The organism is Clostridium sp. YIM B02569 (assembly GCF_022320765.1).
Taxonomy (GTDB): domain Bacteria; phylum Bacillota; class Clostridia; order Clostridiales; family Clostridiaceae; genus Clostridium; species Clostridium beijerinckii.
In genome coordinates this window covers 1-23185 of record NZ_JAKJJX010000014.1, presented here as the reverse complement: position 1 = coordinate 23185, position 23185 = coordinate 1, and the positions used below count along the sequence as shown (strand labels likewise).

Here is a 23185-nt window from a genome sequence, read left to right as displayed (position 1 = left end):
TACATTATGCATTATAAATACATGATTATGCTAACTAAAACATTAAATTTAACACAATTTAATTAAATATTGTCTTCAAGTGTTAAACCTGCCTCATTATGAAATTGCTGCTCCACAATACTTTCATTTTGTTTTTTATGATATTTAAGTTCATCACCTAAATTTTTAAAGGCAACTGACAACATTAGCTTAATTCTATTTAACTGGTTTACATTTGAGGCACCAGGATCATAATCTATTGCCACTATATTTGATTTTGGATATCTTTCTTTTAGTGCTTTTATCATACCTTTTCCAGTAACATGATTAGGCAAACATGCAAAAGGTTGAAGACACACTATATTACTTGTACCAGACTCAATAAGTTCTATCATTTCTGCTGTTAAAAACCAACCTTCTCCAGTTTGGTTTCCAAGAGAAAGTATAGGTGATGCCATACCTGCTAATTCTTTTATGTGCTTTGGCTTAGAAAATCTAACGCTTTTTTCTAGTTGTTTTTTCATAGTTTTTCTGTATGTTTCAATATACGAAATAGCCATATTACATAAATTTTTTGAAAGCTTACTTCCTGCCAAATATTTTGCTTTAAAGTCTGCGTCAAATGCTGAGTAGAAAAAGAAATCTAAAAGATCTGGCACAACTGCTTCTGCTCCTTCATTTTCTAAAATCCCTACAATATCATTGTTTGCTGTTGGATGGAACTTAACCAATATTTCTCCAACAACACCAACCTTAGGCTTTTTAACATTTAGTAGTGGTAATTCATCAAACTCTTGAATGATTTCTTTTATGTTGTTATTAAACTCTCTCTTGCTTCCATTGACTAAATTTAATTTTACCTTTTCATTCCACTTCTTATAAATATCATTGGCAGATCCTTTAACTTTTTCATAAGGCCTTGTCCTATACAATACTCTCATGAATAAGTCTCCATATACTAATGCCATAATAGCTTTATGAAGCAATTTTGGAGTAATCTTAAAACCTGGTTGTTTTTCAAGACCTACTGCATTTAACGATATAACAGGTATTTGTTCAAATCCAGCATGCTTTAAAGCCATCTTTAAAAATCCAATATAATTTGTTGCTCTACAACCACCGCCAGTTTGAGATATTATAACTGAAGTATTATTCAAATCATATTTTCCAGATTTTAAAGCTTCAATTATTTGACCGATTACTATAATTGATGGATAACAAGCATCATTATTAACATATTTCAATCCTTCATCAACAGCTTTCATGTCCATTGATGGTAAAACTTCTAAATTATAGCCTGATGCATTCACTGCTGTCTCAATTAAGTCAAAATGAATAGGAGACATTTGAGGGCATAAAATCGTATGTTTTTTTCTCATCTCTGGTGTGAATACTGGATTTTGGTATACTATTTGTTCTTCAACTGGTTTATAATTTTTTCGTTCTCTTTCGCCCATTGCAGCTTTTAATGATCTAATTCTAATCTTAGCAGCTCCTAAATTATTTCCTTCATCTATTTTTAAAACTGTATATATCTTTCCTTTTGAAGATATAATTTCAGAAACTTGATCTGTAGTAACTGCATCTAATCCACAACCAAAGGAATTTAGCTGAATCATATCTACACAAGGCTCATCAGCAACAAAAGCAGCCGCTCTGTATAATCTTGAGTGATACATCCACTGATCTACAACTCTAAGTTTATCTTTTAATATACCTAAATGAGACACACTATCTTCTGTTAACACAGCCATATCGAAAGAATTTATTATATCAGGTATTCCATGATTTATTTCAGGATCTACATGGTAAGGTCTTCCACTTAATACTATTCCTTTTTTATTATTCTCTCTTAAGTATGAAATAACTTCCTCACCTTTTTTTTGAATATCCTTTTTGAAACTCTCTCTTTCTTTACTTGCTTCTTCCACTGCTATTTTAGCTTCTTGCATGCTTACATCAAATGCCTTGAATTCATCCACTATTCTTTTTATAAGTTCCTTTTCGTTATCCAAAGATAAAAATGGTTCCATGAAATTAATGTTGCTTTCCTTTAATTCATCCATATTATTTTTTATCGCTTCTGGATAAGAAGTTACCATAGGACAATTGTAATGATTTTGAGCATCCATAAACTCTTTTTTCTCATATGATATACAAGGATAAAATATATTTTTAATTCCTCTATTTATTAAATTCATTATATGACCATGCACCAATTTTGCTGGATAACAAGCTGACTCTGATGGAATTGTTTCAATTCCAAGTTCATATATCTTCTTGCTTGAAGGTGCTGATAATTTAACGCTAAAGCCCAAGTTAGTTAAAAGTGTAAACCAAAACGGATAATTTTCATACATGTTAAGAACTCTTGGAATTCCTATAACTCCACGTTTAGCTTCTTCTTCTTTTAAAGGCTTATAGGCAAATGTTCTCTTATATTTATAATCGAATAAATTTGGTAGTTTGTTTTCCTTAGACTTTTCTATTCCAAGCCCTCTTTCGCACCTATTTCCTGAAATGAACTCCTCATCTGTAGAGAATTTATTTACAGTAAGCAAACAATTATTCCCACACTTTCCGCATCTTCTAAATGATGCTGTCATTTCAAATTGATCTATTCCATCTCTAGGTAATAAAGTTGACTTTTCTCCTTCAATATATCGTTCCTTTGCAATAAGCGCACAACCAAATGCTCCCATTAGTCCTGAGATATCTGGTCTTACTGCTTCTCGGCCTGATATAAGTTCAAAACTCCTAAGTACAGCTTCATTATAAAATGTTCCACCTTGTACTATAACTTTTTCACCTATGTCTTTTTCATCTCTTAACTTTATTACTTTAAACAAAGCATTCTTTATAACCGAATATGAAAGGCCAGCTGATATATCTGAAATTTCAGCTCCTTCTTTTTGAGACTGTTTAACTCTAGAGTTCATAAATACTGTGCACCTAGAACCTAAATCCACTGGAGCTTTAGATTTTAAGGCTTCATTTGCGAAATCCTCTACCTTCATATCAAGAGACTTAGCAAAACTCTCAATAAAAGATCCACATCCTGATGAACAAGCTTCATTTAAAAGTATTCCATCAATTGCATCATTTTTTATCTTTATGCACTTCATATCTTGTCCGCCTATGTCCAAGATAAAATCTACACCTGGTAAGAAATGGTCTGCAGCCTTATAATGTGCAATTGTTTCAATTTCTCCTATATCTATATGAAGTGCTGCTTTAATAAGAGCTTCTCCATAACCTGTAACAGAAGAGTTTACAATCTCTATTGTTTCAGGAAGTTTTTCATATAAATCTTTCATGATTTCTACAACTTTATTTAACGGATTTCCTTCATTGCTTCCATAGTAAGAATATAGAAGCTCGGAATTCTCACCTATAAGTGCTACTTTAGTAGTTGTAGAACCAGCATCTATTCCTAAAAATGCTTGTCCTTTATATTCCCTTAACTCTCCCCTTTTTACAACATTTTTATCATGTCTCTCTTTAAACTTGTTGTAATCTTCTTTATCTTTAAATAACGGTTCAAGTCTTGGTTCAGTGTCATCCTTTATATTAGAAATATCAGAAATTTTATCTACTATATTTTTTAAAGATGTTGATTTTTCCTTTGTTGACAATAGAGCCGCTCCCATCGCAACAAAAAGTTGAGAATTTTCTGGTGCAATAATTTGGTCATCCTTTAAATTCAATGTTTCAATAAATCTTTCCCTTAATTCTGAAAGGAAAAATAAAGGACCTCCTAAAAATGCCACATTGCCTCTTATAGGCTTACCACATGCAAGACCTCCTATAGTTTGGTTAACTACAGCTTGAAATATTGATGCAGCTATATCGCTTTTTTTAGCGCCTTCATTTATCAATGGCTGAACATCTGTTTTCGCAAAAACACCACATCTTGATGCTATAGGATATATTACTTTATATTCTTTAGCATACTCGTTTAACCCCATTGCATCAGTATTCAATAATATGGCCATTTGATCAATGAAAGCTCCAGTACCGCCGGCACAACTTCCATTCATTCGTTGCTCTATTCCACCTCTAAAATATGTAATTTTTGCATCTTCTCCGCCTAATTCTATTACAACGTCAGTCTCCGGAATAATTGTTTCAACTGTTTTTGAACATGCAATTACTTCCTGTACAAAACCAAGATTAAGCCATTTTGATACTGACAATCCTCCTGATCCTGTTATATTAATTTTGCAGTTAATATTCCCTAATTCATCATAGCATTCCTTTATCAAGTCAATTATTGTACTTCTTATATCTGAAAAATGTCTTTTATATTTACTATATATTAAAATGTTCTCATTATTAAGAACCACTAATTTTACTGTTGTTGATCCTATATCTAAACCAATTTTATAATTTATCATATTTATTTCACCTACTCTGTTTTTTCAATGTACATATTGGTTATATAATTTTAAAGCTTAGGCACATGAAAGAAAATAATCCCCCATGCATACTGGTCTATTATTTTTTTGATTATGCCTTAATAAATAATTCCATATGTATACTAATATAAAGTATTGTCTATAATTATAAAGAATTTAAGTTATTATTTACAATTTCGCTATTGGAGGTCACAAATGAATTATTTTACCGAAGGAAACAAATTTTACAATATGAAGGATTACGAAAAAGCCATGGATTTTTATAAAAAGTCTGCATCAGAAAATTTAAACACGGCTTGTTCATACTATAATTGTGGAGTTTGTTTAATTAAACTCAAAAAATTTGATGATGCAATAATTATGCTTAACAAAGCAATTTCTCTTAAGCATGAAAGTAAATACTTTTTTAATCTTGGATATTGCTATGTCATGAAAGAAAGCCTTAATACAGCTTTACGTTTTTTTAATTTAGCATGGTCAATAGATCCTAATGACAAAGATTGTGAAAAGGCCATAGATCTTATTATTTCAAAATTTAAAAAAGCAAACTAATTTACCATTCACCAGCAACTTCTTCTACATTATGCTTATTAAATAAATTGGAATCAAAATAATTTCCTCCATCATAGAAGGTTGTATCTACATTGATCCATTTATTTTCATCCTCTAAATAAACTTGGTTCCATGCATGGCCAACATATTGTTCTCCATCATAGGCTTGGCCTCCTAAAAGCCTAACTTTAAGATTAACAGCTCTAGACATCGCTACATAAAGACATGCCTTATCAAAACAAATACCTGTTCTACTACTGAACGCTGGTATTGCACCGCTTTCTGGCATTTTTTCAGTGTCTCCTCCACTTAAAACTTCTTGAGCCTTTTCATTATCGTACTTTATATTACTTCCAATCCAACTATATAATATTTTTGCTCTTTCCCTATCAGTTTTAGCACCCTGAGTTAATTTTAGCGCTTTATTATCAATTTCTTCATTTGATTTAATACCGTCTTCTATAGTAACTCCATTATAAAGAATAATTTCTTTTGATGATGCATTTTTAGTTGACTGTATGTTCTTAAATAATTTACTATTTACAATCTTGCTATTTTCATTTGGTGAATATTCTTGTTTAAGAACATTTTCTGTAAATGAGTGAACTGACGTGGAATTAAATATTATACTAGGAAAGACTAATAGTGCAATTATGATACTTACTTGGATACATCCTGAGATGATTCCATTAACTACTAACATAGTTTTATTTTCATTCATAATTTTTCCCCCACAAATAATATTTTCACCCTATTATAATGTATATTCTAATTATATCAAAAATGAGAACATAAGCATATTAAAAATACATCTAAAATATGCGCTTTGAATTTCAACGGGCGAAATATAAAAACACTATTAAAAATCATCCACGTCTACAGCCATAACTTTTTTGATTACCTGACTAGTAACCTCTGTATTATATCCCTTTGAAATTAAATACCTATATAATTTTCCTGAAATCTTATAAGTATCGGTCTCTTTATTCTTTATTAAATTATATTTTTTTTGTGCTATATCAAATGCAACATCTTTTTCATTTTCTTTATCTAGATTTAATAATTCCTCATCAATGATTTCTTTGCAAATTCCTTTGCGAAGCAATGTATATTTTATTTTCTGACTTCCCATTGATCGTAATTTATCTTTTATAAAAATTTTTGTATAATTGCCATCATTTATAAAATTATATTCTTTAAGAAATTCAATAGCTTTGTCAATAGATGATTCGTCATACTCTTTAAGCCTTAGCTTATCTCTAACCTCTTTTTCGGTTTTATATGTTTTTTCTATTATTCTCAAAGCAGATTCCTTACACCTCATAAAGTTTTCACTTTCTGCTAGTGTCCTCAATTTTTCAGGATTTATTTCACTATTTACTTTAAGACTTTCTTTATAAACCAATTCTGCTGAAATAGAAAATGCATACTCACCATCTAAGAATAAGTTAACTCTTTCTTTGTTTCTCTTTTGAATTTCTATTTTCGTTATTTTTGCCATAGTTAAAACTTTCACCTTTTTTATTATTTAATTTACTAGTTAGACTTTAATATGTGTATCGTTGGGCTTTTTAAAACTTTTTTTCCAACTTCATTAATCTTTAATATATCCACCATATTTAATCGATCCATATCTTTAACAAATTCAAATATGTCCTCGCCCTCTAATGCCTGATGAAGCATGTAATTGCATAACTCAGATGAATCCTCCAATGTTGATATTACAGCTGTCTTATGGACTTTCTTCATTATATTTAAATCTCTATCTCCTATTTGAATCTTTCCATCAACTACGCTTTTTATTGTTTCCTCAATGGCCGCTTTAGCTTCATCAATGTTTTCCTCACTAACTGCTGTGTATATATAGAGAGTTTTTATATTATTGGTTATTTCTAAATGAGTATAAATATCGTAAGCTAATCCCCTATTCTCTCTAATTTCTCTAAAAAGAAGTGAATTCGAACTTTCCCCAAGTCTATGATTCAAAATTCTTAGTGGAAGTTCATTTGATTTTTCTAAATCATTGAAGGTATATAAATAGACTATAGTGCTTTGCTCTATATCCTTCTTATAACTTATTCCTGTTATTTCTTTATTTTTTTCTATTATAATATTTATAGGTTCCGGCTTTTGCCCTTCCCATTGACTGAAATAGTTTTTCACTAAGTTTATAGCTTCATCATGCTCTAAAGGCGATACCATAGTTATAAGAGAATTTTTTGGTGTATAGTACCTTTTATAAAAAGACATCAATTTCTTTCTGGTAAATCCAGAAACATTCTCTTCAAGTCCGGTAACTTCATATTTCAAAGCACTTTTATTAAATGCAAGTTTATTTACATTTTTAAAACTAAAATCCTCTATATCATCTTTGCTCATCCTTATTTCTGATAAAATTACACCTCGTTCTTTTTCTATTTCATTTTTATCAAATGTTGGATTTACAATCATATCAGCCAAAAGCTCTGTTGCTTTTTTAAATTCTTCAATCAAGCAGCTAATCGTATAAACCGTAACATCATAATCTGTATAAGCATTATATTCTCCACCTAAAGCCTCTAATTCATCATTTAACTCTTCACCAGTTCTATTGATGGTTCCTTTAAACAAAGTATGTTCAATAAAGTGACTTATACCTTTTTCTTTCATATTCTCATATAGAGCACCGACCTTAACTCCTATATTAATAGATGCAATTTGAGTATCCTTCTTAATAGTTATTACTTCCAAGCCATTTTCAAGTGTATGTCTCTTCACATCAAAATTTAATTTTATCATTCACTATTCTCCTAATTAAATATCAAATATCCTGATACTTTGCGATCTTTTCATTTAAAATAACACTAGTAATGCTAATCACGTTTTAAAGTATAAATATGCCATTCATAATCATATCACAAAACAAAAGTAAATTTCTATAATCAAAAATAATCTATACATCTATATAATAACACAAATATATGTTCCAATTCAAAATTAGTATTATTATCCATGCAAGATGTGTGACGTATATTCTTAAAAATCTTTTTTATTTCTTCCAAATTCATGATAATCATTATAAATTTATTATTTATAGATAATTATTATCCAATATAATATATGAGCGTATTTACATTATTATACTATAACGAATTTAATATATACCTTGTAATTGAGCTTGCAGATTTTAGTCCTGCTTAGATCTTGTTTTATTGCAATCTTAAATGTAGATTTACTATTATAACATACATATTGATCTTTATATGCTAAACTTAATATAATATGTATATTGCAATTCACAATTACAACCAAAATTCTTGTAATATTTTTAGAGTTTTGATAAAGGATTATTTTTGCAATATTATATTGCGCTTAGGACACAAAAAATTGTACAATGTGATATATAATTGTAATAGAATTGCCTTATTTGTAAGGTATTATGTTATTATAAGCATTGTATGAATTTACACGTTCATATATAAGGAGATGAAATGTTATGAGAAAGTCTATTTTAATTGTTGAAGATGAACTAAGAATTAGATTTTTACTTAGAGATTATTTAATAAAAGAAGATTTTAATGTTTTTGAAGCCTCAAATGGCGAAGAAGGATTATTTGTATTTAGTACACAAAAAATTGATTTGGTACTTTTAGATATTATGATGCCTGTTATGGATGGATTAACTATGTTGGAAAAATTGAGAGAAGTCTCTACAGTTCCTGTAGTTTTACTTACTGCAAAAGGTGAAGAAGAGGATAAACTTCAAGGTTATGATTATGGAGCCGATGATTATATCACAAAACCCTTTAGTCCTAAAGTTTTAATCGCTAAAGTTAAGGCGCTTCTAAAAAGAACTAGAGAAGACTTAGATTCGAGCTTTCAAGATTTTAACGGTTTAACTATAAACAAACTTTCGCATGAAGTAAAAATTGATGGCAAAGAAATAATATTATCGCCAAAAGAGTACGAACTTTTAATGTACTTAGTTACTAATGAAGGAATTGCTTTAAGTAGAGATAATATATTGGATAATGTTTGGGGGATTGACTACTATGGAGATATACGTACAGTTGACACTAACGTTAAAAGACTTCGTGAAAAGCTGTTAGATAAATCTAATTATATAATTACAGTTCGTGGCAGCGGCTATAAATTTGAGGTTAAATAAATGAGGCGTAGTTTATCTAAAAGGCTATTTAGCATAACATTAGGCCTTGTTCTTGCATTAATGTTCATAACTTACTTTGCACAAGCTTTTTTCTTTGAAAGTTTTTATTCTTACAAAAAAACAATTTCATTAGTTAAAGAAGTTAATAAGTTTCATGATTTATATTCACTTCATATTGACAATGATGCTGATTTGTATAAGGCCTTGCAAAAATTTGAGAATGATAATAATGCTAAAATCATCATTACATCAACAAATGGAGATATAAAATATTTTTCTAACAATATTTATAGTGATAAGGAGAGTTTTGATACCTTAACTTCTTTTGGTAAAGAATTAATAAATAATAGCGATTTGATTAATGATGTTATTACTCATTCTCAAACCAAGTATACAACTTTTACCAATGAGAGCAGCGGCTTAAGTAAGATTGGTGTAATTAGCCCTATGTCCATAACCACCAAAAATGATAGTCTTATTTTTTGCGTTGCTTCAATTCAGCCAATAAAGGAAGCCTCTGAAGTTATGAGTGAATTTTTTGTATATTTGTTTTTTGGATTGATTGTTATATCAATAATACTTTCTTCAATTTACTCTAACCTTATATCTAAGCCTCTTGTAAACTTAACCAATACAGCAAACAAAATATCTCATATGGATTTCTCAGCAAAAGTTTGTGAAGCTGATAGAGATGATGAAATAGGAAGCCTTGCCAAATCGCTAAATTTTTTATCTAAAAATCTACAAGCTGCTTTAGTAGATTTACAGCAAAAAAACAAGAAATTAAAAGATGATATTGAAAAAGAAAGACAATTAGAAGATATGAGAAAAGATTTCATATCTAACGTTAGTCATGAACTAAAAACCCCAATAGGAATTATAGAAGGATATGCAGAAGGCATTAAAGATGGTATTGTATCTGGCGAAGACGCTAATTTATATTTAGAAACTATAATTGATGAGTCAAAAAAGATGACTGTATTAGTCACTAATATGCTAGAACTTTCAAAACTTGAATCTGGGATTATAAAACCAAATTTTGAATCTTTTAATATTAATAGATTAATTAATAAAATATTAAAGAAGCATAAGCTAGACTTTGAAGAAAATAAGTTCAATGTAAACTTTAATTCATCAATACCTTATAGCTATGTTTATGCAGATCCATTTCAAATGGAGCAGGTTTTAACTAATCTTATAACAAATGCAATTAAATATACTCCTCCTGGCAATGACATAAACGTAAATATTGAAGAAGGTCTAGACAAGTTTAAAATATCTGTTCAAAATATTGGCGTAGTTATTCCTGAGGCTGAAATAAGCAAACTTTTTGATAAATTCTATAGAATAGATAAATCTAGAGAAAGAACTCAAAAGAACAGTACTGGAATTGGCTTATCAATAGTTAAAAATATACTACGTCTTCATAACAGTGAGTTTAATTTACAGAACATCAATAATGGTGTAGAATTTTATTTTTACTTGGAGAAAATAGTATCACCTGAAGGTGAAGAAGATTAAGCGGATATACATTAAATATATCCACCATCTGCTCTTATTATTTGCCCTGTTATATACGATGAATCTTCACTAGATAAAAATACAGCAATTTTACCGATCTCACTTGGAAGTCCAAATCTTCCTAGAGGAATTTCTTCCTCTAGGGATTTTTTTTCATCTCCTTCTAAAAATGAGTTCATTTTTGTATCTATTACTCCTGGAGCTATACAATTTACTCTTACATTAGAAGGCGCTACTTCTTTTGCAAGTGCTTTTGTGAATGAATTCAATCCGCCTTTTGTAGCTGAATACAACACTTCACAAGAGGCTCCAACTTCTCCCCACATAGAAGAAATATTTATGACAGTTCCACTTTTTCTGGAAATCATATTATTTAGGACATTCTTTGTTAAATAAATTGCTCCTAAAAGATTTGTATTCAATATCCTGCTTATTTCTTCTTCTGTTAAATCCATAAATAAGCCTATATGACTTATGCCTGCATTGTTTACTAGAATATCAATCTTCCCCATTACTTTTAAAACTTCTTCAACTATCATTTGGCAATTATCGAAAGCTGATATATCTCCTTTTACTATAACTCCATAGCCGTTTATACTCTTTATTTCTTCCAAAGTTTCCTTTGCACCTTCGTCATCAGTATAGTAATTTATTATAACGCTTGCCCCTTCCTTTGCGAGTTCTACTGCTATAGCTCTTCCTATGCCTCTTGATGCACCTGTAATTAGTGCAACTTTACCCCTTAATTTATTCATAACAAACCTTAGTCAGATATTATATAACTGAATATCTGACAAATTCACCACCTTTTAAATTTTCATTGTATTCTACTATATAACTTCTAAATAACATATTCACTCTTCATAAAATTATTTAGTTTGTATTGACTGATAATTTAAGATAATATTTTATAAATTAAATTTTTTTATAATACATATATTTCAAAAATTTTGGCCGTAATTGTGAATTGCAGCATATATAAAAATTTTTATTATTTAAAGTTTTCTTCAAAAACCCTTAGGACATTTTTATAAAATAGTTTTTCTATCTCTGATTCTTTAAAATTATTTTGTTTAAGTGCCAAATATAATTTATTAAATTCTGAAGCGTTTTCTATTTCCACCTCATTGTGTATTCCATCAAAATCGCTTCCAAGGGCAAGTACATCAATTCCTCCAATGTTCCTAATATGTTTTATATGACAAATCATTTCTTCTATTGAAGATACACTTTCATTTCCCAAAAAATCAGCGCAAAAATTTATTCCCATTACTCCACCCTTTTCAGCTAACAATTTTATCATATTATCATCTAAATTTCTAGGATGATCTGTAATCGCACGTGCGTTAGAATGTGAAGCTATAAATGGTTTTTTACAGATTCTAATCAAATCATAAAATCCAGCATCTGATAAATGAGATACATCAGGAATTATTCCTAAGGCTTCACATTCTTCAATAACTTCGACTCCTTTTCTAGTTAATCCTTTATTTCTATAAGTATAACCTGCGTTAGGATATCCTAATGAGTTTTGGTAATTCCAAGTAATTGTTATGATCCTAATTCCCATATCATATACAGTTCTCAGCTTTTGTATATCTCCTTTAATGACTTCTCCTTCTTCTATGGATAAAAAAGCTCCAATCTTACCTGATTTTTCAGCATTTTTTAGCTCAGCTGTATTTCTTACAATTTCTATCTCTCCTGTATTTTTACTTATTTCTTGAGTAAAGCTATTATATAATTTTATAAATTCATCATATGGATCTTCAATTGATTCTTTCTCTATGAAAAATGCAAAAACCTGCCCTAAATTTTCGCCTCTTTTTAAATTTTCAATATTAACTTTACACTTCTTATGATTAAGATTTAACTTTTCATAAAAAATTCTACTTGCAGTATCACAATGTAAATCAATAAACTTCATATATAATCTCCTTTTTAAACGTTATTCTATGCTAAAACTGTTTTGCATAATAAAAGTACTTTTCTAAATTTTCAGGACCTCCAATTATAGTTTTATTAATGTATAAAACATCTTTACTATCAACTTCTATAGCCCACTTAATTAATGATATTTTACCACCTGTTAATTCAATACAAGTTACTGCTGATGGAAACACACAGCAGCCATCATTGAAATAAATCCCCTCATCTGCTTCAGGAAATATATCGTTGTGAGTATGCCCACAGATTATAACTTTTTTCTCCTTACGAGCTAAATGTCCAAGTATATGATCTATTTTTGTTCCTTTATCATAATTGCTTGCTGGGCTAGTTGGAGGTTTAAACCCTGCAACTCCCTCCATAAATCTCCATACATGTCTTACTAGAAACCTACTAGTTTTCCACATCTCACAATTAATAAAATCTACTTGATGCCCATGGAATGCAATTATATCCTCTTTTGATGGCATATATCTAAGTATAACACCTTCATAAAAAGTTATATTAGAATATAAGTTTATCATCTCACGTCCAAAGCCATTTCCGGCATTTGCAAAAAGTCTTTCTTGCCGTTTTATAAATTCTGGGTTAGCTTTTACTATATCATGATTTCCGTATACCAAGCACAACCTATTATCATCATAAAAGTCATTAAGCATTGAAAAAACATCTTTATAATTATAGGCGATATCTAAACAATCTTTATTTTTCCATAATTCATCACCATCACCTAATTCAATTAAAGTATATCCATTTTCAAAATAAAATCCAAGAGCAGCTTTATAAATATTTCTGTTTTGTCTTAAAGAGTCAGCATACCCGCCGTCGCCCCTATGAACATCACTTATAAACACTATTTTAGATTTTTCATCAAATTCAATTAATTTACCAGTTTTATATAATCTCTTAAAAAAGTCATTGCTTTCTGTGCATTGTTCTTTCATATAAAAAGCCCTATAACATTATATTGATTTCATTTATTATATGAATACGAACTTTTATTTGATGACTAAAATATTTCTTAATATCTAAATTTAAAACTGTATTTACGTGATAACTTACCGAAATCATAAATATTTTGATTCCGAAAAGCTATGAAAATATCGCTGAAGGTTCTAAGCAGCAGGTTGTATCCACTTTAGCATGCTCCCACTTTTAGTGTGACAAGCTAAAATGGAACAACCTACAGCTAAGAACCTTTAACATCTCATTTTCAAATGTTTTCTTCACAAATATATTTATGATTTCTAGTAACGATATGAGCTTAAAATTCTAGCAATTTTGTAAATCTGTTCATCTAATAAGTCGAATTCTTAAATTGGATACCTATATAGATAACACAATCATAAACTATACCTAGACTATGCAATATATTCCAACCAGAAATGAGTGATATACTTTGTGGAATGTTTCATTGGTAATTATGATGGATGTAATTCTTAATTGAAATTCCAAATCTATGATTTGGTCAATTGAAATTACTCAGTGAACGAAGTGAGTCGAGTTTCCTTTGAACTATTCCAAATGCGCTAGTTCAAAAAGTGATGCTCCAAATTTTACATTTGGTAAGCAGAACTTTCTCTGTGAGCGCTTGTTCTTTGAGGCTAGCACTTTGGGTGCAACTTTATAGCCTTAGAATTACCCATCAAAATAACCTAGAAACTGGAACAAAAGTATATTATTCATTTCGGTGAGTTATACGCATAAGTATAGATTGTAGTTGGGTTATCTATAAATAAAAAGGTAAAGATAGTATTTTTATAAACCATCTTCACCTTAAATATAACTTTTCCAATTCGTATGAGATCTATGAAACATTTTATACCAAACTACATTTAGTTGAAATTTTTATAATATTTGAATTAATACTCTGCAAATATTCTTTTTATTTCAGAGTAGTCTTTAGTCTTAGTAAGTGCCAGTGTAAGTAATATCCTAGATTTTGGAGGTGATAATGTATAACTTGGAATACAATTTGAGTATTTATCTATAGTTGAATCCGTTAATATTATACCGTTTCCTATTCTTGAAGATCTCACAACTGGAATACCCTTTGTTTCAAGATTCTTGATTTCTTCCAACCAATTTGAGCTGAAAGTACCACTTCCCGCACCTGCTATTACAATTCCTTCTGAGTTTTGAGCAAAGTAGTCAATAATCGAAGGATCAGCGTCAATATGGAAATATGCGATAGAAACCTTAGGCAGCTCAGTTAATCCTGTAACATCGAATTGTGAATAAATTGTATGTGGCTTTATTGACTTATTAAAAAAGAATGGTATATTATCCCTCATGTAACCAAGACATCCAAATTCAATTGAGTTAAAAGCATTTGTTTTAAAAGTGTTGATTTTTTGAACATTTCTTCCACTATAAATTCCATCTGAAAAAACAACCATGGCCCCATGCCCTCTAGATAAATCACTAGCAGCTAATGCTACTGACTGATATAAATTTAAAGGTCCATCTGCACTTGTTGCTGTTGACGGTCTCATTGCTCCTGTCAATACGACTGGTTTATCTGTTTTAACTGTTAAGTCTAAAAAGTATGCTGTCTCTTCTAATGTATCAGTACCATGTGTTATTACAAAGCCATCCACATCGTCTTGCTTTGAAAGTTCATTTATTCTATTAGCAAGAGTTAACCAATGATTCATAGTTATATCATTACTATCAACATTAGCAATCTGCTCACCATATATATTAGCTATTTTATCAAGGTTTCTGACACTACTAACTAGTACTTCTATATCTATGTTACCTGCTGTATAATTAGTAGTCTTCCCCTCTTCTCCCGTACCAGCTATAGTTCCTCCAGTAGCTAGAATTATTATATTTTTTAATTCAGAATTTTTCGGATTAATTTGTATCATTTTTATCCTCCCCAATTTCTATGTGCCATATTTTCTAAACAAGTAAATCGAAAATATAATGTATTTCTTTATATATTTTAACGAGTTAATGTTTAGATTTATTATTCTACTTATAATACCTAATAAATATAAATTATAGCATATTAATAAATAAATCAAGTAAAAAACCATGAAAAATATATAAAAAGAACATTGTTTCTCAATATCATTAAATATTGAAATTGAAACAATGCTCTTTATTTCTCATATAATAAATTTTAATTGTTAATTACCTTATCTAAGAACTCTTTACATCTATCACTAGTAGGTGCAGTGAATATTTCTTCTGGAGGACCTTCTTCAACTATATATCCTTGATCCATAAATATAACTCTATCAGATACATCTCTAGCAAAATTCATTTCATGAGTTACTACAACCATTGTCATTCCTTCTTGAGCTAGATCTTTCATAACCTTAAGCACTTCACCAACCATTTCAGGATCTAGTGCAGAAGTTGGTTCATCAAATAACATTATCTTAGGATTCATTTCAAGAGCTCTGGCAATTGCAACCCTTTGTTTTTGTCCACCAGATAAAGTATCTGGATAAACATCTTTTTTATCTTTTAATCCAACTTTGTCCAATAATGAAAGAGCTTTTTCAGTTGCTTCAGCTTTGTTCATCTTCTTCAATTCTAAAGGTGCTAATAACATATTTTGAAGAACTGTTAGGTGTGGGAATAAATTAAAAGATTGAAACACCATTCCGATTTCTTCTCTTAATTTATTTATGTCCTTATTATTCACAAGCTCTTGGCCTAGTATTGTAATACTACCTGCTTGAATTTCTTCTAAACCATTAAGACATCTTAAAAAAGTACTCTTTCCTGATCCTGAAGGGCCTATAATGCAAAGAACTTCACCTTCTGTAACATTTACTGATATATCTTTAAGAACTTCTAATTGTCCATAACGTTTTTTAAGATTCTTAGCGCTTATTACCATAGCTGATTTTCCTTTCTATATAACTTGATATTAAAGTCAATATTGTTATTACTATAAAATACATACAAGCTACAATTGCATACATCTGAAGTGCCTTAAAATTTCTTGCAATAATAATTTGGCCTGATGATGTAAGTTCTCTTATACTAATAACTGTCAATATTGATGTATCCTTCAATGTAACAATAAATTGATTTAATATAGATGGAATCATAATCTTAACAGCCTGGGGTAAAATAACCTTTCTCATAGCCTTTGAGTAATTAAGTCCCAAACTTCTTGCAGCTTCCATTTGACCATTATCTACAGCCTGTATTCCGCCTCTAAATATTTCAGCCATATAAGCTGATGCATTTACAGTAAGAGTTATTACACCTGCAACTATAGGGTCAAATCTTATACCAAATGCCTGTCCAACACCAAAATATAAGAATAAAGCTTGAACCATAAGTGGTGTTCCACGGACAATGTAGATATATATTGTAGATATACCTTTTAAAATTTTTGAAGTACTTATGCTAAATATTCCTAAAATTATCCCGAATATAACTGCTAATATTAATGATATTACTGCAACTTCTATTGTTACTGAAAGCCCGCTTAATAAACTAGGTAGACTATCTTTTAGTAGTTGAAAAATCTCCATTTTTAATTCTCCTTACTATTTTCCTATATATTGACCAACAATTTGGTCATACTTTCCATCATCTTTTAATTTCTTTAATCCTTCATTAAATTTCTTTAATAGATCTTGATTTTCACCTTTTTTAACTGCAAATCCATAATTTACAGCATCTAATTTATCTCCAACAATTTTTAATTTTGCTCCACTATCCACTTTAATCTTGTACGCAATAACTGGGTAATCTTCCATTAGGAAATCAGTATTTCCATTTTCAACAGCTTGGAACATTGATGGAGAATCCTCAAAATAATTTAGCTTTAATCCATATTTAGCTTCATTATCCTCAGCGAATTTTGCTCCTGCTGTTCCTTTTTTTATTGAAGTACTTTTTCCATTTAAATCATTGACTCCATTAATTGAAGTGTTATCCTTATTTGTAACTATTGATAACCCTGATACAAAGTACCCATCAGAAAAGTCTAATGTTTGTTTTCTTTCATCAGTTATAGTAATAGCTGCTATAGCTCCATCCAATTGATTAGCTGTAAGACCTGGAATTATTCCGTTAAAATCCATTGGCTTTAATTCATATTCAAAATTTTCTTCTTTTGAGATTGCATCTAAAAGTTCTACATCTATTCCTTTATATTTCCCATTATCTTCGAAAGAGAATGGTGCAAATTTTGAATCGCATGCAATAACATACTTTTTATTTCCTTCACCTGATCCTGTATCACTCTTTGATGCACCACATCCAGTCATTAGCCCTATAGACATTACTGATGCTAATAAAATACTTAATAATGATCTTTTGTTCATTTTTCCTTGCCCCTTTGCAATATTTATTTAATTTTAATTAAAAAATCTAATTTATTGCACTCTGGAAAAACCATTCCACACAATAAATTTCAAATAATTTTTTACTTCATTATGAAACTTATTATATAGTTTAATTCAAAAACTGTCAATGCATTAAGTATATGTATAAATATAACAAGCCATATAATAAAATAATTATATCTAATATATATGCGCGTTTATAGGCAATATTTACTGTTTCAAAACAAAGATTTTATAAAAGCTATGTATTCATAATTATGAATCAAGTGATGCATTCTCCTTCATTTTTGATATTTAATACTCATTTTATGAATTAAGTTTTTATTTCAGTTTCAAATTCAATTTTAATAGGAAAAAGCTATAAATTAGAAACATCGTCTCCTAAGTTCATAGCTTTTTATTTAAAATAAACTCATAGCTTATTTTAATCATTAGTAGTTCATATTTTATCTACTATTTATTTAGCAATATATTGATCAACGATCTTATCATATTGCCCATTTTCTTTTAATTTTTTCAAACCTTCATTGAATTTCTTTAATAAGTCTGCATTTTCACCTTTTTTAACTGCAAATCCATAATCAACATTTGTTAGCTTCTCTCCTGCAATTTTTAATTTTGAATCAGGATCAACCTTAATTTTATATGCAATAACAGGATAGTCTTCTAATAAGAAATCGCAATTCTTATTTTCAACAGCTTGGAACATTGATGGAGAATCATCAAAATAGTTTAGCTTTAATCCATATTTTGATTCATTGTCTTCAGCAAATTTTGCTCCTGCTGTGCCTTTTTTAAGTGATGCATTTTTACCTTTTATATCGTCTGCACCTTTTATATCAGCGTTATCTTTATTAACAACTAATGATAGCCCTGAAACAAAATATCCATCTGAGAAATCTAAAGATTGTTTTCTTTCATCTGTAATACTCATTCCTGCAATAGCACCATCTAATTGATTAGATGTAAGTCCAGGAATAATTCCATTAAAGTCCATTGGCTTTAAATCATATTCAAATTTCTCTTCCTTTGCAATTGCATCTAAAAGTTCTACATCTATACCTTTATATTTTCCATCTTCCTCAAAAGAGAATGGTGCATATTTAGCATCACATGCAATTACATATTTCTTGTTTCCATCACCACTTTTTGCTGAATCATTTTTTGATGACCCACAACCTGCCATTATACCTACTGTCATAACTGATGCTAGTACAATTCCTACTAACGATTTTTTGTTCATTTTTTTTCCCCCTTAATTAATTAAAAAAGTATTTATTAATAATTTTTATTTTATAATAAGTTAAAATTTTTACACATTCTTTGTAAATATAGAAGTTCTTATCATACCTTTACATTCAAAAAGCAAAACTTTTCTTCTGACTAAAAGCTTACCCTAAACTTTACTTCTTATACTATAATGCTTTCATTAGTATTTACTCTTGATTCTAAATGTAGAAGATGCTCCGTTATAAGTTTTTCTGCAGTTTTACTATCTCTATGAATCAGTGCTCTTGCTATATTTATATGTTCTTCTTTTTCATTCACAAACTCTAAATGTTTGCTATCTGTCATTAGTATCCGTGATAAATTTTCCATAACTCCTTCACACATTTCAATTAGAAGAGAATTGTGAGTTGCCTTTATGATCGACATATGAAACATATCATTTAACTCATTAAACCGTGCAATCTCATTTTCCTGCGAGACTTCTGGAAATTTCGCAGCTAATTGCATTATATTTTGCAATTCCGAATCACTAGCCAGTTTAACTGCTAAACTTACAGCTACTTTTTCAAAAATAAATCTCATTTGAAAAGATTCTCTTATATTTTTCTGTGTTATAGGTTTTACTAAATAACCTTTTCTAGGTAAAGATTTAAGATATCCTTGAATCTCTAACGCTCCTAGCGCATCTCTTACAGGTGTTTTACTCACATTGTACTTATCTGCCAATTCTGATAATGTAAGAAAATCGCCATCCTTTATTCTTTGGTTCAAAATATCTAACTTAATTTGCTTATATATTTCTTTAGCATACGACTTTTCAGCTTGACACAGATTTATCTCTCCTTTCACTGAAATTCATTGAAATCCCACTGATATATCAGCAATAATAAATAAAAAAAAGCAATAAAACACCTATATAAAATAAATGCTCCATTGCTTTATCTATGTCTTATTATATTTTATAGTACTACCATTTGTCAATATTTTATTGATATTTTTTTATATTTATCACAAAACTTATTAATATATTGAGAATTTAACAATTAATAACAAACAAATCTAGAGTCTCCCCCTTATACACTTCTAAGAAAATACATAAAACAAAGGCTGAAAGCTATAAATATTATGCTTTCAGCCTATATCTTTATATAAACAGAATTAATTATATGTTAATGACTTATCTTTATAAATAAAAAACTTAAGAATTAGATTCATTAGGTGAACATATTTACAAAGTTGCTAAAACTTTAAGTTAATATCCTCACTAGAAATCATAAATATATTTGTGGAGAAAACATATGAAAATGAGCTGTTAAAGGTTCTTAGCTGTAGGTTATTCCATTTTAGCTTGTCAAACTGAAAGTTGGAGCATGCTAAAGTGGATACAACCTGCTGCTTAGAACCTTCAGCGACATTTTCATAGCTTTTCGTAACCAAAATATTTATGATTTCGGTAAGCTATCGCATAATTCTAAGTTATTATTTAGATATTTATAAATTTTAAACTATGCAAATGGATTTTCAGTTTTGTAAAGCATACCTTTTGGTTGATTGAATCCAACTTCTTTAACACCTAAATATCTAAATAAGTTGTAAACAGCTTTTCCAAAGTGTCCAAATGCAACTGCTCCATGATGAGGATATCTGCCTTCTACTAATACGTGACGATAGAATCTTCCCATTTCAGGAATTGCAAATACTCCTATAGCTCCAAACGAACGAGTTGCAACTGGTAATACTTCACCTTCTGCTACATAAGCTGTAAGTTCTGCATCTGCATTACTTTGTAATCTGAAGAATGTAATATCTCCTGGTACTATGTCTCCTTCAAGTGTTCCTCTAGTTATATTTGGTTCTTGATTTGGTTCAAGAGCTCTTGCCATAATCATTTGGTTTTTCATTGTTCCACATGTTAATTTACAAGCTGCTGTATTACCACAGTGGAATGCCATAAATGTATCATTTAATGAATAATTAAATTTCCCTTTAACTTCTGATTCATACATATCAGCTGGAACTGTATTGTTTATATCAAGTAATGTTACAACATCTTGGCTTATGCAAGTTCCAATGTATTCACTTAATGCACCATAAATATCAACTTCGCATGATACTGGAATTCCCATAGCTGTTAAACGGCTGTTTACATAACATGGTACAAATCCAAATTGTGTTTGGAATGAAGGCCAGCATTTATTTGCAAATACAATGTATTCTCTTGAACCTTTATGTTCTTCCATCCAGTCTAATAATGTAATTTCATATTGAGCAAGCTTTGGTAAGATACCAGGCATTTTATTTCCTTCACCTAATTCTTTTTCCATGCTAGCTATAACGTCTGCAATTCTTGGATCATCTTTATGATCATTAAATGCAGCAAATAAATCTAGTTCTGAGTTTTCTTCTATTTCAACACCTAAATTGTATAATTGTTTAATTGGTGCATTACAAGCTAAGAAATCTTGAGGTCTTGGACCAAAAGAAATTATCTTTAAGTTCTTTAATCCAAGTAGTGCAGTAGCAACTGGTACAAATTCAGAAATCATTCCTGCAACTTCTGGAGCTGTTCCTACTGGATATTCTGGAATGTATGCTTTAATGTTTCTTAGAGCTAAATTGTAGCTTGCATTTAACATTCCGCAATATGCATCTCCACGTCCGCCTATTAAATTATCTCCACTTTCTTCTGAAGCAGCTGCAAACATAACTGGTCCATCAAATTCTTTAGCAAGTAAAGTTTCTGAAGTTTCAGGACCAAAGTTTCCTAAATATACAACTAATGCGTTTACTCCAGCTTCTTTAACTTCAGCTAAAGCTTTTCTCATATCCTTTTCATTTTCAACAGTTGTTTGACATTCAAAAATTTCTCCATTAAAAGCTTCTACTACTGCTTTTCTTCTATTTGCTGATAATTCCATTGGGAAACAATCTCTGCTTACTGCAATAATTCCTAATTTTACTTGTGGTATATTATTCATTGTCTAATTCCTCCATTTTACTCTAATCTTTTCATTTAATTTATAATGTCTTTCTTATTTCTTATAGTTTATTTCTTATAGTTTATTTAATAATTTTTATGCTTATTAAGTCTTCTTATAGTTTATTTAAATTTATTATTATCAAGTAAATATCAGCTATATTTCTTTGCTGATTTATATATAATAAGCAAACATATTTAAATCATAGAGTCAATATGTCTGCTTAGATTCAAAACAAATTAATGGATTTTAATTTCTATTTATAATCTATTTTATTGAGATATTTTCTCCAACTAACCCTATAAATGCGCCTTGATCACCTAAATCTGTATCCTTGTGACCAATTAACCATTTATTTCTAGCAAATAATAACGCATCTTCTCCACTTTTTTCAACCTTATTTTCTAAAGGTAAATTTGTATCCCTTGGTAAAACTACAACGCATCTAAAACCTTCTTCATTTACATTGCAAGGTGCATAATGAAGAGTAGTTGCATATACTTCAATTGCAGTTCCAGCTGGAACTTTGAAAGCTTCAATTTTAGATGTATCATATGAGTAATCGTCTTCAATATCTTGTTGACTTCCTATAAGTAATATAAGATCAGTTGCTGCTATATTAATCTCAGATGAACGATGATATTCTACTGCATTTAACATATAGTTGTTACCATTACAGTATCCTATTTGTATTGGTAATTCTCCATATTCTCTATCTTGTAACTCTTTAGCTATAGCTAATTCTTCAAGTTCCTTAATTGATGGTTCATATATTACATCTTCTGGTAGTGGTGTACTTTTCATCTTTTCAATTATTTCTGTGCAATCATAGTTTTTTAGTACTTGTCCATACTTTTTAAACTCTTTATCATTAACATTTTTAATAATCATATTAATCTCCCTTTCTTAAATATACATTTATTAAAAATCTATAAATATATTTCTAACCAATGATTTATTATTTTAATTACATTATTTCACACTAATCTTTTCACACATCTTTATACATATCTTTCAATAATTTTAACTTTTATAATAATGAATAAATTGGTTTTAATATATTTATAGATTAATTAATTTACACACTTT

18 protein-coding genes are annotated in these 23185 nt (G+C 29.5%); 3 read left to right on the top strand and 15 right to left on the bottom strand.

The annotated features are described in order from the left end of the window. Window positions 1-62: 62 nt before the first annotated feature. A complete protein-coding gene (locus tag L3B96_RS13775; RefSeq protein WP_238861443.1) occupies window positions 63-4376 on the bottom strand; it encodes a 2-hydroxyacyl-CoA dehydratase in 4314 nt (1437 codons plus the stop codon). A gap of 216 nt (window positions 4377-4592) precedes the next feature. Between L3B96_RS13775 and L3B96_RS13770 the strand changes: the two genes are divergently transcribed. Further along, window positions 4593-4949 carry a tetratricopeptide repeat protein gene (locus L3B96_RS13770; protein WP_238861442.1) on the top strand — a complete coding sequence of 119 codons (357 nt, stop codon included), beginning with the start codon at window positions 4593-4595 and terminating at the stop codon, window positions 4947-4949. A 1-nt stretch (window position 4950) separates the two neighbouring features. On the opposite strand, the gene L3B96_RS13765 is transcribed toward L3B96_RS13770, so the two are convergent. The 3 genes from L3B96_RS13765 to L3B96_RS13755 all read right to left on the bottom strand — a co-directional run bounded on the left by L3B96_RS13765 (window position 4951) and on the right by L3B96_RS13755 (window position 7727). Continuing rightward, window positions 4951-5670 carry a transglutaminase-like domain-containing protein gene (locus tag L3B96_RS13765; RefSeq protein ID WP_171781030.1) on the bottom strand — a complete coding sequence of 240 codons (720 nt, stop codon included), beginning with the start codon at window positions 5668-5670 and terminating at the stop codon, window positions 4951-4953. A 138-nt stretch (window positions 5671-5808) separates the two neighbouring features. Further along, entirely contained in the window at window positions 5809-6450 is a 642-nt protein-coding gene (gene recX / locus L3B96_RS13760) for a recombination regulator RecX (protein WP_077855264.1), read from the bottom strand. 35 nt (window positions 6451-6485) lie between these two features. Beyond that, window positions 6486-7727: a pitrilysin family protein gene (locus tag L3B96_RS13755; protein WP_012058615.1), complete on the bottom strand. Its 1242-nt coding sequence runs from the start codon at window positions 7725-7727 to the stop codon at window positions 6486-6488. Window positions 7728-8424: 697 nt separating this feature from the next. On the opposite strand from L3B96_RS13755, the gene L3B96_RS13750 reads away from it, so the two are divergent. Both L3B96_RS13750 and L3B96_RS13745 read left to right on the top strand, forming a co-directional pair. Next, window positions 8425-9096 (top strand): response regulator transcription factor, encoded by a 672-nt coding sequence (locus tag L3B96_RS13750; protein WP_012058614.1) that lies wholly within the window; start codon window positions 8425-8427, stop codon window positions 9094-9096. Then, window positions 9097-10617 (top strand): HAMP domain-containing sensor histidine kinase, encoded by a 1521-nt coding sequence (locus tag L3B96_RS13745; protein ID WP_238861441.1) that lies wholly within the window; start codon window positions 9097-9099, stop codon window positions 10615-10617. A gap of 11 nt (window positions 10618-10628) precedes the next feature. Here the strand turns inward: L3B96_RS13745 and L3B96_RS13740 are convergent, their stop codons facing one another. From L3B96_RS13740 to L3B96_RS13690, 11 genes are all read right to left on the bottom strand, one after another. Further along, window positions 10629-11372: an SDR family oxidoreductase gene (locus L3B96_RS13740; RefSeq protein WP_238861440.1), complete on the bottom strand. Its 744-nt coding sequence runs from the start codon at window positions 11370-11372 to the stop codon at window positions 10629-10631. A 236-nt stretch (window positions 11373-11608) separates the two neighbouring features. Beyond that, entirely contained in the window at window positions 11609-12544 is a 936-nt protein-coding gene (locus L3B96_RS13735; RefSeq protein ID WP_238861439.1) for a dipeptidase, read from the bottom strand. A 31-nt stretch (window positions 12545-12575) separates the two neighbouring features. Beyond that, entirely contained in the window at window positions 12576-13508 is a 933-nt protein-coding gene (locus L3B96_RS13730) for a metallophosphoesterase (RefSeq protein WP_238861438.1), read from the bottom strand. A gap of 918 nt (window positions 13509-14426) precedes the next feature. After that, window positions 14427-15437, bottom strand: coding sequence for an asparaginase (locus L3B96_RS13725; protein ID WP_012058609.1), 1011 nt, complete (start codon window positions 15435-15437; stop codon window positions 14427-14429). Window positions 15438-15694: 257 nt separating this feature from the next. After that, the gene (locus tag L3B96_RS13720) at window positions 15695-16423 is read right to left on the bottom strand and encodes an amino acid ABC transporter ATP-binding protein (protein WP_012058608.1); all 729 of its coding nucleotides are present in this window, start codon (window positions 16421-16423) and stop codon (window positions 15695-15697) included. Continuing rightward, window positions 16407-17069, bottom strand: coding sequence for an amino acid ABC transporter permease (locus L3B96_RS13715; RefSeq protein ID WP_023976727.1), 663 nt, complete (start codon window positions 17067-17069; stop codon window positions 16407-16409). The genes L3B96_RS13720 and L3B96_RS13715 overlap by 17 nt, the downstream gene beginning before the upstream one ends. Window positions 17070-17084: 15 nt before the next feature. Continuing rightward, a complete protein-coding gene (locus L3B96_RS13710; protein ID WP_173706881.1) occupies window positions 17085-17867 on the bottom strand; it encodes a transporter substrate-binding domain-containing protein in 783 nt (260 codons plus the stop codon). Between the two features lie 478 nt (window positions 17868-18345). Continuing rightward, window positions 18346-19131 (bottom strand): transporter substrate-binding domain-containing protein, encoded by a 786-nt coding sequence (locus L3B96_RS13705; RefSeq protein WP_077831650.1) that lies wholly within the window; start codon window positions 19129-19131, stop codon window positions 18346-18348. 167 nt (window positions 19132-19298) lie between these two features. Beyond that, the gene (locus L3B96_RS13700) at window positions 19299-19967 is read right to left on the bottom strand and encodes a GntR family transcriptional regulator (protein ID WP_077831651.1); all 669 of its coding nucleotides are present in this window, start codon (window positions 19965-19967) and stop codon (window positions 19299-19301) included. A 656-nt stretch (window positions 19968-20623) separates the two neighbouring features. Continuing rightward, the gene (locus L3B96_RS13695; RefSeq protein WP_238861437.1) at window positions 20624-22096 is read right to left on the bottom strand and encodes an L-fucose/L-arabinose isomerase family protein; all 1473 of its coding nucleotides are present in this window, start codon (window positions 22094-22096) and stop codon (window positions 20624-20626) included. Window positions 22097-22363: 267 nt separating this feature from the next. Then, the gene (locus L3B96_RS13690; RefSeq protein ID WP_012058604.1) at window positions 22364-22987 is read right to left on the bottom strand and encodes a DUF4867 family protein; all 624 of its coding nucleotides are present in this window, start codon (window positions 22985-22987) and stop codon (window positions 22364-22366) included. Between the last annotated feature and the right edge of the window lie 198 nt (window positions 22988-23185).

Excerpts from the sequence above, each read along its gene's own strand:
- L3B96_RS13725 (WP_012058609.1), bottom strand. The coding sequence starts at position 15,437 with ATGATACAAATTAATCCGAAAAATTCTGAATTAAAAAATATAATAATT.
- L3B96_RS13750 (WP_012058614.1), top strand. The coding sequence starts at position 8,425 with ATGAGAAAGTCTATTTTAATTGTTGAAGATGAACTAAGAATTAGATTT.
- L3B96_RS13745 (WP_238861441.1), top strand. The coding sequence starts at position 9,097 with ATGAGGCGTAGTTTATCTAAAAGGCTATTTAGCATAACATTAGGCCTT.
- L3B96_RS13690 (WP_012058604.1), bottom strand. The coding sequence starts at position 22,987 with ATGATTATTAAAAATGTTAATGATAAAGAGTTTAAAAAGTATGGACAA.
- L3B96_RS13775 (WP_238861443.1), bottom strand. The coding sequence starts at position 4,376 with ATGATAAATTATAAAATTGGTTTAGATATAGGATCAACAACAGTAAAA.
- L3B96_RS13730 (WP_238861438.1), bottom strand. The coding sequence starts at position 13,508 with ATGAAAGAACAATGCACAGAAAGCAATGACTTTTTTAAGAGATTATAT.
- L3B96_RS13765 (WP_171781030.1), bottom strand. The coding sequence starts at position 5,670 with ATGAATGAAAATAAAACTATGTTAGTAGTTAATGGAATCATCTCAGGA.
- L3B96_RS13720 (WP_012058608.1), bottom strand. The coding sequence starts at position 16,423 with ATGGTAATAAGCGCTAAGAATCTTAAAAAACGTTATGGACAATTAGAA.
- L3B96_RS13705 (WP_077831650.1), bottom strand. The coding sequence starts at position 19,131 with ATGAACAAAAAATCGTTAGTAGGAATTGTACTAGCATCAGTTATGACA.
- L3B96_RS13710 (WP_173706881.1), bottom strand. The coding sequence starts at position 17,867 with ATGAACAAAAGATCATTATTAAGTATTTTATTAGCATCAGTAATGTCT.
- recX (WP_077855264.1), bottom strand. The coding sequence starts at position 6,450 with ATGGCAAAAATAACGAAAATAGAAATTCAAAAGAGAAACAAAGAAAGA.
- L3B96_RS13735 (WP_238861439.1), bottom strand. The coding sequence starts at position 12,544 with ATGAAGTTTATTGATTTACATTGTGATACTGCAAGTAGAATTTTTTAT.
- L3B96_RS13755 (WP_012058615.1), bottom strand. The coding sequence starts at position 7,727 with ATGATAAAATTAAATTTTGATGTGAAGAGACATACACTTGAAAATGGC.
- L3B96_RS13715 (WP_023976727.1), bottom strand. The coding sequence starts at position 17,069 with ATGGAGATTTTTCAACTACTAAAAGATAGTCTACCTAGTTTATTAAGC.
- L3B96_RS13695 (WP_238861437.1), bottom strand. The coding sequence starts at position 22,096 with ATGAATAATATACCACAAGTAAAATTAGGAATTATTGCAGTAAGCAGA.
- L3B96_RS13770 (WP_238861442.1), top strand. The coding sequence starts at position 4,593 with ATGAATTATTTTACCGAAGGAAACAAATTTTACAATATGAAGGATTAC.
- L3B96_RS13740 (WP_238861440.1), bottom strand. The coding sequence starts at position 11,372 with ATGAATAAATTAAGGGGTAAAGTTGCACTAATTACAGGTGCATCAAGA.